The organism is Bradyrhizobium sp. B120, assembly GCF_049075665.1.
Classification (GTDB): domain Bacteria; phylum Pseudomonadota; class Alphaproteobacteria; order Rhizobiales; family Xanthobacteraceae; genus Bradyrhizobium.
The window spans coordinates 8,189,899-8,203,628 of sequence record NZ_CP185242.1; the positions used below are offsets into that span (position 1 = coordinate 8,189,899).

Below are 13,730 nucleotides of genomic sequence, written 5' to 3' on the forward strand. Positions count from 1 at the left end.
TGCCAAGCTCTGCGACCGCTGCCTGGTTGGATTTGGAACCGGTTGGGTCCCTTCTCGTTGAAATAATCCGAGCACGAGCTCGATCATTTCGAAATGGCCGGTTTCAGTGAAGCGATCGACTGATGAAGCCAAAATAGGTCCGATCGGGACTTCTAATCCGCAGCTGCTTTCGTCGTCTAGCCGGTGCATCGCTCATGATTGACGACCTTTGGTACAAGAACGGCGTGTTCTATTGCCTATCCGTCGGGACTTATATGGATGCCAACGGCGACGGGATCGGCGACTTCAAAGGGCTGCTGCGACGTCTCGACTATCTGCACGGACTCGGTGTGACCGCGATCTGGCTGATGCCATTCCAGCCGTCGCCTGGCAGAGACGACGGTTACGACATCTCCGACTATTATGGTGTCGATCCGCGATACGGCACGCTCGGCGACTTCGTGGAATTCACTCACGGCTGCCAGCAACGAGGCATTCGCGTCATTATCGATCTCGTCGTCAATCACACCTCGGACGCCCATCCGTGGTTTCTCGACGCTCGAAGCTCGCCGGATTCGCAACACCGCGATTGGTACGTCTGGGCCGACAAGAGGCCCGCCAGTGCCAGCAAGGGAATGGTTTTTCCCGGCGTGCAGAAGTCGACATGGACGCGTGACAAGGAAGCCAAGGCCTGGTTCTTTCATCGCTTCTACGATTTCCAGCCCGATCTCAACACGTCGAACCCATACGTCCAGGCCGAAATCCTCAAGATCATGGGCTTTTGGATTCAGCTCGGCGTGTCCGGCTTCCGGATGGATGCTGTCCCCTTCGTGATATCAACCAAAGGCGCGAAGGTCAGGACGCCGGTCGAGCAGTACGACATGCTTCGCTCCCTGCGTGAGTTTCTGCAATGGCGGCAAGGCAACGCTATCATTCTTGCTGAGGCCAACGTCCTACCCGAAACCGATATGGAATACTTCGGCAAGGATGGCGATCGCATGCACATGATGTTCAATTTCCACGTCAACCAGAATTTGTTCTATGCAATGGCGTCCGCCGACGCGCGTCCGCTGGCAAAGGCTCTCAAGGCCACAAAGCCGCGACCAGCTTCGGCCCAATGGGGGCTATTCCTGCGTAATCACGATGAACTCGATCTTGGCCGGCTCACCAAAGTGCAACAGGCCGTGGTCTTCAAAAACTTTGGACCCGATAAGAACATGCAGTTGTACGATCGGGGCATCCGGCGGCGCCTCGCGCCGATGCTCGGAGGTGATCGCCGACGTCTCGAACTCGCCTACAGCCTGCTATGCACGCTCCCAGGGACCCCGGTGATCCGCTATGGCGATGAAATCGGGATGGGTGACAATCTTGATCTGCCAGAGCGCAACTGCGCCCGAACGCCGATGCAGTGGTCGACCGAACCACACGCCGGCTTCACCGAAAGCGACAAGCCCTGCTCACCCGTCATCGACGAAGGCCCCTACGGTTACGAGCACATCAACGTTGCCAAGCAGCGCCGCGACCCCAACTCGATGCTGAACTGGACCGAGCGCATTATCCGGATGCGCAAGGAAGTGCCGGAAATCGGCTGGGGTGACTTCCGTGTGATCGCGACGCGAGATCCAGCCATTCTGGCTATTCGCTACGATTGGCGAAATAACTCGGTGCTGTTCGTGCACAATCTCGACGAAACGCCGCGCGAGGCTTCACTCTCGGTTGGACTTTCCGGTAACGATGGAAAGCACCTGATCAATCTGCTCTCGGAAGACCACAGCGAAGCCAATGATCGAGGTAAACACATTTTGATGCTCGAGGCCTACGGTTATCGTTGGTACCGGGTTGGCGGACTGGACTATCTGCTGAAGCGAACCGACATCGACGGTGCAAACGTCAATCATCCCGAATAACGCACGATGACCTCAGCCAAATCTCGCGTCTGAAATTGCAGCACAAGATAGTTTGCTTTCCCGGAACGATACGGAGAAATCATCCTTACCTATTCAGCGGCTCACACCATCCTGAGGCAATCCAATGAACATGCTACCCGTCGATCGCGCGCTGAGCATATACGGCACTCTAGCAGACCGCTCCGAGACGAAAGGCGCCCGTGAAGGGCTCTCCAGGCATTTGATGAAGATGTACGCCGAGGGAGAACGAGACGAACACCGATTGACGGTGCACGGGCTATCGTACCTTCGCCAGCTCGATCAGGAACTCGACTCCAAATGCTAAGCGTTTTAGTTGTCGACGGTTGCGCGCTACTCAGCCCTTCAGGGCTTCCCGCTGTTTTTGCAAGGAAGTCCGTCGCGTCATTCTCGCCTTCGCGGCGCGGATTGCCGCCATCCTTGTCGGCTCTTTCTTCACTTGCGGCGTCTTCCTTCGCTCTCCGACCGTTGGCGTCAGCAGCATTTGTGTCGGCATTGTCGAGCCGTTCTCGATGGGTTGCATTCTCATCGGGCCGGGGGTGGGCACTGGTTTGCGTTTGGGCATCCTGAACACGGCGAGTGGTCACGATTGATATGGAAGGCGACCCCTTCGGGCCGCCCTTACGGCGATGGCGCCTACTGACAGAGGTGTCGGCGATCGTCTTCGCCACGGAACCAAGCTCCCGGCTGACAAACGAACCCATTGCGCCTGGCATACCCGTTATCGTAAGCGTAACCACTATCGTAGGCATATGAATCGCGGAACGGCGCTGTCGCAATAGCGGCGGCGGTTCCGACTGCGAACCCGGCTATGCCGGCGGCGGCATCAACAGGTCCTCGGTCGCGGTAACCGTCGTGGCCCCGGTAATACACTTGCTGTGCCATTGCTGGTGCGACCATCGCGGCTGAAAGCACTGCAGCGGCGGCAAGAAGTTTTAGCTTGGTCATTGGATCTATCCTCTGCAGTTGTGAGAAGCCAACAACCTGCACGAAGAGACGTTCCGCTATTGAACGGCGATAGAGCCAAACAGACGTCAAAGGCCTGGTGGCCGCGCTCTGTCAGATAGTCGGTCCGCTCTCCGAACGCAGGCGCCACGATGGGCGCGATTATTTCAGAATCACATCGCGCGCTTGACCTTAGGTAAGGAGTGAGCGAAATTGCTCACACGGCCGCAATGTAAACTGGGGGTTGCACGCTCATCGGGAACAATACGTTGAAGGCGCCGTTGATGCTTGATGCGCGGCAATAGTGCCCATCGCTATCAACGGAGAATTCCCATGGAAATGATCCTGATCGTCGTTTTGATAGTCCTCTTGTTAGGTGGCGGCGGATACTGGGGTCGCAGTCGCGGTCATTGGTGATGAACTGACTCTTTCGCGTTCTTTGTAGCATCATCGATTGCCGTCCTAACCCCGGCGACACGCCGCGAACACTGACACTGCGCCACGATCATCATGCGCGCCCATTGAACATATTGTAATCGAAGTTCGACCGAACAGTCCGGCGCGCGTGGCGACCCAATGTGAGCAACTCGCGGCCAACTGACCGGCCTTCCTCAAACTCGCATCAATCCGGCTTTGGTTATGGGCTAGTGGGTCAGTGCCCTAGGCCAGCTCGATTGCGGTAGTTTTGACGTACGCGACGGCGGCCACCGCGACGCGGAGGAAGCGCTGACCCAATTGATTGCCAGTGCCGGGTAGCCTGGATTTGGGCGCTGCCATCGAGGAAGCAGGCGGCTTGTAGCGCGGTGCCACTTGCACGCGCGGCAGACGGCAAAAGACGTTCCAATGAGACGTGCCGCTCCGGATCCTTGCGCGCTTGTTTGCCTTTACGATGGCGTCGTCGTCATCTTTGTAGATCACACTTGGCGGGGTTCCATTTCGCCTAGAAGATAACGTCGGCCGACGGCGTCAATCACCAACCTCAGCAAGCTCGACGTCCCTCCGGTATCCACGGGTTTTTTTACTGGTGTTTCCTCTTTTGGCTTTCCCCTTGGCCTCCTTAATCAGGCGGTCCGGGTGCCGCTCAACTTCACCGCAAAGCGTCTTCATGATCTCGTCGCGCGTCTTTTTGCTTTTGAGCGCGTATCCGAGGACCCATATCTTCAGCTCGTCTTTGCCTGCGTGGTATTCGTGTTCAATCTTTGGCGTCTTTGACATTTGTCTCTCCCGTCAATGCTTCGGCGGAGGGCGTCCTTTGGTTGCTACGGTTCTCACTCAGATTTTCGGCGCTAGACCAGCTCGATCGAACACCGGCGTACTTTCGGCATCAGCCGGCGTGGCGCCGGAGGGCGTGTCCTCTACCGCGTGCCGCAGTGCTTCAGTAGTAGAGTCCAGACCATCAACCGTCTCGTTGGCCTGGCTGCCGGAGTCGTGCGGTCGTGCAGGTATCCGTTCGGCTGTCTCATCTGTATTCGGGCCGCGATTTCCCTGTGACATGATTGGCTTCCTTGAATAGACCAATCCACTCGCTCGCATCCCGTTCCGCAGGCCACGTGTCCGCTTCTTAGCGTCTTCCTATGCTCGCGCAGGGGCCATCGCGCGCGGAGCATGCCGGGGGTTCTAGACCGGCGCCCGCAGCCCGGAAGATATCCACCTCATCGATTTAGTCTCGCTGACGACCTTATCGACATGATGGCAATTGACGCCCTGAAACGTGCGCATCTCGGATCCGATCCGAGAGGGCCGAATGTGCGTCAGAATCATCGGACCCAAACATTTGGGACAGGTGTGGGATTGAATTGCTATGCGGCTTGGGTCGAACAAGACTGCTAAGGATGACACGATGCTCACCTAAATTCGGGCGGGAGCGTTACAGAACTCTCAGTCACCGATCGATGCCATGATGGGATGGTGATAGAGTGACCATGGAACCATTGCCATCGCGGCGCTGGTCTATTTTGCTCAACTTTCGGAAAGTTAACGAATTAGCCTGGGAAAGCGCAACGCCACCAAGCCCAATAGTGCTTGGTGGCGTTGGATTAGATCCGGACAGCGCAATCCCCCGGTGATTACTAAAACAGCAGATCTGCACTGCGATCGTCTGTTCAAAATTGCTCACGTTCGAACGGACCATTTGCTATTTTCGAACTAGGTCACTGTGGTCAGAACGAGCCAGCACCCATGTCCTATGCCGCCAGGAACGCAATTTGAAAGTAGGACAATGAGCAAAAGTGAGCAGCGTCCCACTGTTGGATGTGGTCGGCTGCAACGTAGGTCGTAGCCATTCTGGGGCTGCTCTCAAGACCCAGACCGGTGCAGAGCCGTTTGGGGGTGAGAACCCATGCATCGCAAAACTTTTCTGTTATTCGATCACCTCGAATGCGCCTGACGAGCAGCGAGCGTGGAAGGGCAAGAACCTGAGACCACGCCACATTTGCAAGCCGGTTGACTTTGCGCGCAGGAACATGGGTCGACTTTGTCGGTTAGCTCGCCGGGACGTCACCCTAGGGAGTGTGCCATGGAGAACGATCAAATTGTCGGTTCGGCGAAGAATTTCGCCGGTAAGCTCGAGGGCCCCGTAGGCGACATTGCCGGCAACGCAGAGACCGAGACGGCACGCCGCGTCCGCGAGACGACAAGCGCTGCGCAGAATCTCTACGGCCAGGCCAAGGATGCAGCGCGCGAAGCTACGGATGCCACCGTCAACTACGCCAAAGACGCTTTTGAGAACCGCGGCGATACTTTCCATCACGGCTCGCAAGCGATTGCGAAGAGGGTGCAGGACAATCCGCTCGCTTCGATGTTGATCGCGGGCGGGATCGGCTTTGCGTTGGCGCTATTGCTGACGCGCCCGCCGCGCCGCCCGCTACAGCGCGGGCGATAACGGCTAAGGCGGTCCTATCGGAACAGTTCGCGTATTTTGATTGATTGGCTTGGAGATTAGGTCGTGAGTGATGACACCCCGCTGGCCCCCTTCGCCCACAAAGACTCGGATCCCGTTCCAGAGCCGAAATCCACTATCGCGGAAATCTCCGAAGCTGTGAACGGGACGGTCCACCGGGTTAGCGGCGCGATACAAGCGGGTCGAAAGCCAGGGATGCCGTTGAGCATCTTGAGCAACATCGCGCGCGAGGCGCCTCTCGGTTCGCTGCTAATCGCATTCCTGTTAGGAGTTGCCGTCGCCCGCCGCCGTTGATGATTGGGGGCGTCCGGGGTCAGTAAATCTGTTGATGGCTCGGCGGCAGCTTGCTAGGCCTTGCGTGTCGATGTCGGCGAGGGACATGCAAATCACTCGCCTGGTCCCGGCCCGCGATGTCCGAGAAGGGTTGCCGTGAACGGCATTGCCGTGACCATCCAGGATCGTGGCCCGTTATCGTGAAATGCAAGTGCAGTGAACAAGCAGCACGTGCTACTCGGCGCTGCTCACCAGCTTGATGCGCGGCTCAGCCGCATGCATCAGGGTGCGATACGCCGCAAGATAGTCAAGCGCCATGCGGCGCGCGGTGAAACGTGCCTCGAACCGCTTTCGGACCGCGCTGCGATCAAGCTGTGCAAGGCGGCCGACTGCCGCGACAGCGCCGATCTCATCATCGACGACGAATCCGGTCAGGCCTTCATCGATGATTTCAGCGACAGAACCGCGGTTGTACGCGATCACGGGCGTGCCGCAAGCCATGGCCTCGATCATCACAAGACCGAAGGGCTCCGGCCAATCGATCGGCAACAACAGGGCGGTTGCACCACTGAGAAAATCCGATTTTTCGTGATCGCCGATCTCGCCGATATATTCGACCAGCGAGTGGCGCAGCAGCGGCAGAATGATTTCGTCGTAATACTCCTGATCGCCGCGATCGACCTTGGCGGCGATCTTCAGGGGAATACCGCATCGTATGGCTATCTTGATGGCTTGGTCGACGCCTTTTTCCGGCGCGATGCGACCGAGCACCGCGAGATAGCTCGGTGAGATGGATCGCGGCGTCAGCAGCTTTTCCGGGACTCCGTGGTGGATTGTGCGGATCCAGCTTGCCTGCGGCACGGGGCGCCGCTGTGCGGTTGAAATCGAGATCACCGGAACCGATGAGAACGTCGTGAAAACTGGCTGAAGTTCGGGCAGATCGAGCCGGCCGTGCAACGTGGTCAGGAATGGTGTCGGCTGCCGGGAGAACAGCGAGAACGGATAATAGTCTAAATGAAAGTGCAGAACATCAAACTCTTCATCGTCGCATTTCTGTCGCACCCGCTCCAGCATCATCATGTGCAAAGCGTTGGGATCGCGTACTGATCCATCGAGGCGCAGGGCTTTCGGCCACGTTGCGTCCAGTTTTGCGGAAGTGTTGGAATCGCCGCTTGCGAACAGCGTTACATCGTGTCCAAGTGCGACCAGTTCCTCCGTGAGCCAGTGCACCACTCGCTCAGTGCCGCCATAAAGCTTAGGCGGTACAGCCTCCGTGAGCGGAGCTATCTGCGCGATGCGCATCCACTCGTCTCCTATTAGCATTTCCGGGAAACGCCCAGATTTTAAAATGACAATCGCCCGACGCCAGGAGTGCTTCGTCTCGGATCAGGCGGGAGCGTTGCAGAACTCTCAGTCACCGGCAGATAATCGAGCATGACGCTTCGGATCGAGACTCGCTGGTCAATATTGCTCACTTTCAACGATTTAGAGCGACCTCCAAACTAATGCGCCGAGAAATGCTTAACCGGGTTTTCTCTGGACAAGCCCGCGGTCGATCCGGCCCGGCACATGGCGGGCTCAGTCGAAACAGGCAAAGATCCCGGTACGGTTCGACGTACTAAAGACTAGGCCCATTTGTCATCCGGACGATGAGTGACGATGCCGCCACATCATGCGGTTTACTTCTCCGGCGCCAAACAAGTATCAGTGACGGCCTTCGATGATGTGCTGCCCCCCTTGCGTTGGCATGCAAACTCTCCGTCACTGCTAGACGTGACCAATGCAGCGTTCCGGCGGTCGCTCAGATTTTTTCTGTAACTTGGCTAAGGTTGTTTAACTTGGAGCCTGTACCCAGCGCCGCTGCGCCGACCCATCAACTTTACCTTCTCCACGCCGAAGGTGACGAGTTTACTCCGCTTTAGCGGCAAAGGTGATTGTCATCAGGAACGATTTCTCCGATGCGGGCGTTCCGGTGTTACCCGTCGGAGACGGGCTCACCAAACAGAGGAAACACCGCTATGTCCAAGAAAGCAGCCGAGCACCACAAGCAGTCGGCAGAGCATCATACACACGCCGCGCGTCACCACGGCGAGGCCGCTAAGCATCATGAGGGCGGACACCATGAAAAAGCGGCCCATCATGCACACACCGCGAGGGGGCATGCGCTTCACGCTAGACATCACTCGGACGAAGCTGCCAAGTCTCACATGGAGGAGCACGGCAAGAAGTAGTTATTGAGACGACTGCCCCATTAACGATTTGGATTGGAGGCCGCCTCAGCAGGCGGCCTCACCCAAGCCTGGCGCCCCGACGGTAGCTTCGTTCGGTTTTGCTGCAGACACTCGTCGCCGATGTCCCGAACAATGAGAGAGCATAGCCGCCATCGCGCCGGCCATTGCCGCAGGCAGCGCCGTCAAGTCCGCCAAGACGACCGTTCTAATGACGGGAGCCGCAGTAACGGCTATGAAGAAGGCGGACGCGGTCGCCAAGGCCTACAAGCCAGCCCGATAGGCAAGTCGTTGGTGCGACGTGGACCTTTGGCAAATAGCCTTAACTTCGGGAATGTTTCCAACCCGCGAAGAACTCAGTACGAGCATACGGTTTCCGCTTTGCTCGAAATCGGACATCGCTCGATGCGGTCGGCTTGTCTCAAACGTGCCACGAGGGGAAATTGGCAGCTTAGCTCGATCATCTCCAGTGCGGGCAAGCAGCGTCGACAGATTTTCAAGGCCGAGCACAAGGTTGCAAGCCCGGTTAACTGGAAGCACGGCGAGGACGTGATCATCGCGGGGTCGGTGACAGACCAGGACGCCCGAGTACTGAAATTGTGCTCCACGACAACACACAAGCGGCCTCCCCGAAGGAAGGCCGCTTGTGTTTCGCAATTATTGGTCAATCGCGGTCGATAACGACCGGACGACGGTCGTGGTCTCTGTCTCTGTCGTGGTCACGGTCCTTCCTAATGATAACCGTTTCGTCACGATCTCGGCGGTCACGATCCCGAAAGTGTCCACGGTCACGATCGCGATCACGGTCACCATGACCTTCACCCACCGTCACGCCATGAGGACCTACACCGATTCCGACTTCGTCCGCTCCAGCAGGAATTGCACTGCAAATACCCACCACGGCGGCTACTGCTACTACGTACTTAATCATTGCGTGCTCCTATGAATGAGAAACTCTGGAGCCAATGCCTTGCTACGACGAATGTTCCGATTGGCGCAAACGCAGTGAGGTCGCTCAATGGGCGATACCTTCAGCAAGAGCACCCCTTATGAGATGTGGTTCTGTATAAAATTGACCACCTTTCGCAACCGTCAGGCCGGCAAATTGCAGCTTGCGGAAACGGCTCCGGATCATGGCTTTGTTCGCATACTGCAAACGCGTTGTCCTATTTGCATTCCCTCATTCATTGTTTTCGCTTTCTCGTGAGCGATTGCGGCGCGCCTGAGCTCCGAGGCCATCATGCGAACACACAACGATCGCGCAATGAAAAGCGGAAATCAGGCATACGACCTGGCATGTCAAACGCTTCAGAATATCGGTCAGCTGGAGGTAGATCGCGAAATCATTGCCCGGGGAATTTTGCAGGCTGCCGAGAGCGGCGAGCGGGACGTCAACAAACTATGCGAGCGGGCTATCTATGGATTGACCGCGCTCGACTATCGGCAGCCTGGTATCTAAAACAACCACCGGACCCACCAGTTTAGGTTCGGAGAGACATCGGCAAAGTCGGACGCCAATTAGAGAAAGCCCCACTAACTAGCGGGGCTTCTTTGTTGCCGAGAGGGACATTCCGAGAGCACATGCTTATTGATAGATCGCTCATCGAGCACCGGGCTCGTTAGCCTTTGCTTGTTGAATCATCCCGCTCTATCTCGGGCTTTTCATGCAAGACGGCATTCAACAGCGAATTATGAACCTCTATCTTTCCGTTGTAGCTGATGAGCCCAAGTTTGCGGAATTTGTTCATGAAGTAGCTCACCCGGGATCGGGTCGTTCCGATCATCTCAGCCAGCGTTTCCTGGCTGATATCCAATAGAATTGGCTGAGGTATACCTTCCTTTCCGAAGTGCGCGAGCAGAAGGAGAAGGCGGGCGAGTCGCTTCTCGCTCGAATTGAAAAGCTGATCGATCAAATCCTCTTCAACTCGGCTGTTCCGGGTCAAAAGATACGCCATGAACAGTTCGGAGAATTTCGGCTCGGTATGAAGGGTGGCGATCATCGCTTCTTTGGTGATGGAGGTGATCACGCATTCTTCCATCGCGGTTGTGGTCGCGATGCGCAATGGATGGCCATTGAGGCAGCCCTCGCCGAAGAACTGGCCCGGTTCTAGAATCCCGACGACTGCTTCCTTGCCTTGCTCGGATAGGACAGTGAGCTTGACCCTACCTCTTTGAATGTAAAAAACCGTATCCGCCACGTCTCCCTGCTGGAAGACGCGTTGATTCTTCTCCAGATTCAAGATCGTTTTGCCGGACCCCACCTTGGCGAGAAAGACTTTGGGATCGAACTCGTTGTTGGCTGGCTTCCCCATAGGAGCCTCCTTTGCTCCGATGAACGAGCGCGCCCCGCATTATAGGTGTTCCAACGCCGAAATGAAGCCGCGACTTACGTAGCAAGAGGATTTGACCGGCTAGAGGGCATCCTTCTGCAGGGGGAAACAGGATTCCCTCGTGGCCCAGGCGTGGCCGCACGTTCGACTGCCCCAAGTGCGTTCATGTCGAGGAAAACGGCTGGGCCCTCGATTCGCACCCGCGCCTCGTTCTGACCGGCATCTCATCTATAAATGAGAAAGACCGCTGTTTGTCGTTCAAGTGCAAGCCTCCGCGCTGACGAAAACATCGAAGACCTCGTACGCCTGTTGCGGCGTCTTTCCTTCCTTGAATGCGTTTGCGAAACTGAAGATCGCATCCGCTAGAAGGAATTCATCCGGGACAGGAAACAGGCTGCGAAGTTCGGCGAGCCAGTTCGCGTAGGAAGGCGGGTTGAACTTACCCAAGGTGTAGTTGTCGCTGAATGAGGTCCGCATTTAGGTCGGAGCCTTCAGGCCGGGCGAGGCCAGCCACTCGCTGATGTGAGAGGCAGTCTCAATCTGCCGCGCTCTCCGGATCAACCTCTCACGCTCAATACCTGGCGGAGTCCCCCTCGCTTGCTTGCGAAGTCGCTCCGCCTCATCGACAAGGCGGTTGCATAGAGGTTCGGCTTGGGGCTGGTAACGGCGTCGCTGCATGCCGCGGCTCCTCTGTTTGCAGAAGGCGGGAGCGCATGATGGCGTTCTCATCACCGATGCCGAGAGACGCGCGGTGGTGATGCCAGCTTGGGCTTCTGGAATCTTCCCGCTGTTCCCTTTTGAACACCTCCTGAAGATTTAGTGAACCGGGAGGCGATGGTGCACTCGACAAACCGATCCCCAACAACCAGTCGATGCCCAACAAAGGGACGCTGCAACAATCACTGGAACCGTGTCCGACGGCGACGCCGTCGCGTTCAAGCCACGCGTCGTTTGCTTGCTTTGTCCCATCCGACCGGGCTGACGACGACGCGATCGCGGCCCTCGCGCTTGGCGTCGTAGAGGGCGAGGTCCGCGGCTCTGATGAGGTCGCGTGACGTGCGCTCGTCGCCAGGGACGAGACTGGCCAATCCGATACTCACGGTCGGCAACTCGGGCTGGGACTCGCGCGCGGTCGCCAGCATCGCGCGCAACTGTTCAGCAACCTCCAGCGCCCCGGTCTTGCCGACGCTGGGCAGCAACACGGAAAATTCTTCACCGCCATAGCGCGCGCCAAGGTCGGATACGCGCTTGGCGCTCGTCGCGATGCACCGCCCCACGGTAGCAAGCACCGCATCGCCGGCCTGGTGCCCGTACGTGTCGTTATAGGCCTTGAAGTGATCGACATCGATCATCAACAGGGAGACCGGCGCCTTCACACGCATGCCGCGACGCCATTCGATGTCCAGCGTATCATCGAGATGGCGACGGTTGGCGAGGCTGGTCAGCGCGTCGGTGCGGGCGAGACGCGCCAATTGGTCTTCCGCCGCAGCCCGCCGTTTGACGGCGGCAAGCAAATAGAACATCAGGGTGATCGAGAAACCGCCGAGTACGGCCACCACGGAGCCAATCAGCCAAAGCTGCTGCCACCAATCCGCATAGATGCCGTTGAGCGCGAGACCTTCGGCAATGAGCAAAGGATGTTGGCCGACCTGCTGGAAAACGTAGAGACGGCTGACGTGATCGACGATCGATCTCGTCGCAGGCCTCAAAGGTGCCAATGCACTAAATCGCTGCGCGATAATCCGCTGAGGCGGGCGGTCTAACCGCGAGCACTGTCTCCGGAGGAGAGATCGTCGGTGGCAGGCGTGGCGCCCTGTCTTGAAGATCGAGGTGTGATCCACCTCATCCCAGATAGGAGCCGTCTATGACCGATACTAGCAGTCCGCTTCGCCAGCGCATGATCGAGGACATGAACGCGCGCAAGCTGTGCGCAGGCACCCAGAGGGGCCACATCAGCAGTTGCAAGCGGTTCACTGCCACTCCGATGTAACGGTCGAGCATCGGCTGCCGACGCGGCACCGGCTTACGAAGCACGTAGTGGCGCCGGTGAATAATCCGCTGCTCTGATGATCACCGCACTCAGGCGCAGATTGCCGGGTAAACGCGAGCGATCGCCGCCGAATTCGGCGGACGTCGTCTTCGGTAAGCGTTTTTGATCGGTCACAGTCTGACATCTCAACCGAGAAAATCGGGATCCCTTGTTCGCTTAGGAACTGGCGAGTGGCGAGCAATGTCTGAGCGTTGGCGTCAGCCGCTTCTCGGAAGACCTTGCCGCGAGTAGATGATTTACTGTTCCGTCGCAGGAACCAAAGTCACGTCGCAATATTGTTCCCAAAACAATGGAGGAACATCATGATTTCCAAATGTCTCGCAATAGCATTCCTGGCTACCGCGTTGATGACCGGCGCGGCGGCGGCGCAAACAGCCGCAAACCAAGTGGCTTCGACTACCAGTGCTACCACGCACAAGGAGGGTGAATGGCGAGCGTCCAAGCTCGCCGGCGTCGATGTGTACAATGACGCAAACGAGAAGATCGGCAACATCCACGACGTGATTTTGGATAGGTCAGGCAAGGTGGCCAATGTCATTCTGGGTGTGGGCGGCGTTCTCGGCTTGGGCGAGCACTACGTGGCGGTCGCCTTCGATAAGCTGAAGTGGGTTGACCAGCCGGTGACCTCGACAACTGCCTCAACAACATCCGCACCGACGAATGCTCCTGCAGCTACTTCCGCTCCGGACGGCACCACGCGAACCACCACCGGTGCCGCAACTACCACCACGACAACTACTACAACCAGCGCCAGCACGCGTTGGTATCCCGATCACGCTGTGTATAACGCCACCAAGGATCAATTGAAGACCATGCCGGAGTTTAAGTACTAACTCTCGACATGGGGCGTTGTTGACCGGAAGCGGCACTTCGACCCTGGACGGCGGGATGGCCGGCGTTCTAGGTGGGGTTCTGTCTTGACTTTGCCGTCGGCCCTCGGCCCTCGGCACTCCCTCGCCCGCCAACATATCGTTGGTACTCGGTGAGGTCACGTTTCAATACACGCCCAACCTTGGCTATACGTTTAGCGGGACGGTCCCGATCGCCGAGAGCTACCATCTGTTTCCGCGCGTTTCCTCCGTCGTTCAGTATCCGTGCAGC

General features: G+C 57.5%; 12 protein-coding genes and 1 pseudogene. 7 read left to right on the forward strand and 6 right to left on the reverse strand.

Annotated features, from left to right (window positions below; genetic code table 11):
• The first annotated feature begins 194 nt into the window (after positions 1 to 194).
• Together ACOIX3_RS37990 and ACOIX3_RS37995 are read left to right on the forward strand one after the other, a co-directional pair.
• Positions 195 to 1,886: an alpha-amylase family protein gene (locus ACOIX3_RS37990; protein ID WP_420967103.1), complete on the forward strand. Its 1,692-nt coding sequence runs from the start codon at positions 195 to 197 to the stop codon at positions 1,884 to 1,886.
• Positions 1,887 to 3,188: 1,302 nt separating this feature from the next.
• Positions 3,189 to 3,266 (forward strand): DUF3309 family protein, encoded by a 78-nt coding sequence (locus ACOIX3_RS37995; protein ID WP_420971894.1) that lies wholly within the window; start codon positions 3,189 to 3,191, stop codon positions 3,264 to 3,266.
• Positions 3,267 to 3,509: 243 nt separating this feature from the next.
• On the opposite strand, the gene ACOIX3_RS38000 is transcribed toward ACOIX3_RS37995, so the two are convergent.
• Both ACOIX3_RS38000 and ACOIX3_RS38005 read right to left on the reverse strand, forming a co-directional pair.
• On the reverse strand, positions 3,510 to 3,767 hold the full coding sequence (locus ACOIX3_RS38000; RefSeq protein ID WP_420967104.1) for a hypothetical protein: 258 nt from the start codon (positions 3,765 to 3,767) through the stop codon (positions 3,510 to 3,512).
• A gap of 48 nt (positions 3,768 to 3,815) precedes the next feature.
• Positions 3,816 to 4,064 (reverse strand): hypothetical protein, encoded by a 249-nt coding sequence (locus ACOIX3_RS38005; protein WP_420967105.1) that lies wholly within the window; start codon positions 4,062 to 4,064, stop codon positions 3,816 to 3,818.
• A gap of 1,300 nt (positions 4,065 to 5,364) precedes the next feature.
• On the opposite strand from ACOIX3_RS38005, the gene ACOIX3_RS38010 reads away from it, so the two are divergent.
• Positions 5,365 to 5,730 (forward strand): hypothetical protein, encoded by a 366-nt coding sequence (locus ACOIX3_RS38010; protein ID WP_420967106.1) that lies wholly within the window; start codon positions 5,365 to 5,367, stop codon positions 5,728 to 5,730.
• 525 nt (positions 5,731 to 6,255) lie between these two features.
• On the opposite strand, the gene ACOIX3_RS38015 is transcribed toward ACOIX3_RS38010, so the two are convergent.
• Complete coding sequence (locus ACOIX3_RS38015) at positions 6,256 to 7,323, reverse strand: glycosyltransferase family 4 protein (RefSeq protein ID WP_420967107.1); 1,068 nt, start codon at positions 7,321 to 7,323, stop codon at positions 6,256 to 6,258.
• A 1,427-nt stretch (positions 7,324 to 8,750) separates the two neighbouring features.
• On the opposite strand from ACOIX3_RS38015, the pseudogene ACOIX3_RS38020 reads away from it, so the two are divergent.
• The 3 genes and pseudogenes from ACOIX3_RS38020 to ACOIX3_RS38030 form a co-directional block, all read left to right on the forward strand.
• Positions 8,751 to 8,930: pseudogene (locus ACOIX3_RS38020) on the forward strand (hypothetical protein); the annotation flags it as partial.
• Complete coding sequence (locus tag ACOIX3_RS38025; RefSeq protein ID WP_420971980.1) at positions 8,896 to 9,195, forward strand: hypothetical protein; 300 nt, start codon at positions 8,896 to 8,898, stop codon at positions 9,193 to 9,195. The pseudogene ACOIX3_RS38020 and the gene ACOIX3_RS38025, both read left to right, overlap by 35 nt.
• Before the next feature lie 294 nt (positions 9,196 to 9,489).
• On the forward strand, positions 9,490 to 9,708 hold the full coding sequence (locus ACOIX3_RS38030) for a hypothetical protein (RefSeq protein ID WP_420967108.1): 219 nt from the start codon (positions 9,490 to 9,492) through the stop codon (positions 9,706 to 9,708).
• A gap of 160 nt (positions 9,709 to 9,868) precedes the next feature.
• Here the strand turns inward: ACOIX3_RS38030 and ACOIX3_RS38035 are convergent, their stop codons facing one another.
• From ACOIX3_RS38035 to ACOIX3_RS38045, 3 genes are all read right to left on the reverse strand, one after another.
• Positions 9,869 to 10,561, reverse strand: a complete 693-nt coding sequence (locus ACOIX3_RS38035; RefSeq protein WP_420967109.1) for a Crp/Fnr family transcriptional regulator — start codon at positions 10,559 to 10,561, stop codon at positions 9,869 to 9,871.
• A gap of 276 nt (positions 10,562 to 10,837) precedes the next feature.
• Entirely contained in the window at positions 10,838 to 11,056 is a 219-nt protein-coding gene (locus ACOIX3_RS38040) for a hypothetical protein (protein ID WP_420967111.1), read from the reverse strand.
• 458 nt (positions 11,057 to 11,514) lie between these two features.
• A complete protein-coding gene (locus ACOIX3_RS38045) occupies positions 11,515 to 12,288 on the reverse strand; it encodes a sensor domain-containing diguanylate cyclase (RefSeq protein ID WP_420967112.1) in 774 nt (257 codons plus the stop codon).
• Between the two features lie 643 nt (positions 12,289 to 12,931).
• Here ACOIX3_RS38045 and ACOIX3_RS38050 point away from each other — a divergent pair.
• Positions 12,932 to 13,462, forward strand: a complete 531-nt coding sequence (locus ACOIX3_RS38050) for a PRC-barrel domain-containing protein (protein ID WP_420967113.1) — start codon at positions 12,932 to 12,934, stop codon at positions 13,460 to 13,462.
• Positions 13,463 to 13,730 lie beyond the last annotated feature (268 nt).

Coding starts and splice junctions, on each gene's coding strand:
- ACOIX3_RS37990 (WP_420967103.1), top strand. CDS start 195: ATGATTGACGACCTTTGGTACAAGAACGGCGTGTTCTATTGCCTATCC.
- ACOIX3_RS37995 (WP_420971894.1), top strand. CDS start 3,189: ATGATCCTGATCGTCGTTTTGATAGTCCTCTTGTTAGGTGGCGGCGGA.
- ACOIX3_RS38005 (WP_420967105.1), bottom strand. CDS start 4,064: ATGTCAAAGACGCCAAAGATTGAACACGAATACCACGCAGGCAAAGAC.
- ACOIX3_RS38010 (WP_420967106.1), top strand. CDS start 5,365: ATGGAGAACGATCAAATTGTCGGTTCGGCGAAGAATTTCGCCGGTAAG.
- ACOIX3_RS38015 (WP_420967107.1), bottom strand. CDS start 7,323: ATGCGCATCGCGCAGATAGCTCCGCTCACGGAGGCTGTACCGCCTAAG.
- ACOIX3_RS38030 (WP_420967108.1), top strand. CDS start 9,490: ATGCGAACACACAACGATCGCGCAATGAAAAGCGGAAATCAGGCATAC.
- ACOIX3_RS38035 (WP_420967109.1), bottom strand. CDS start 10,561: ATGGGGAAGCCAGCCAACAACGAGTTCGATCCCAAAGTCTTTCTCGCC.
- ACOIX3_RS38040 (WP_420967111.1), bottom strand. CDS start 11,056: ATGCGGACCTCATTCAGCGACAACTACACCTTGGGTAAGTTCAACCCG.
- ACOIX3_RS38050 (WP_420967113.1), top strand. CDS start 12,932: ATGATTTCCAAATGTCTCGCAATAGCATTCCTGGCTACCGCGTTGATG.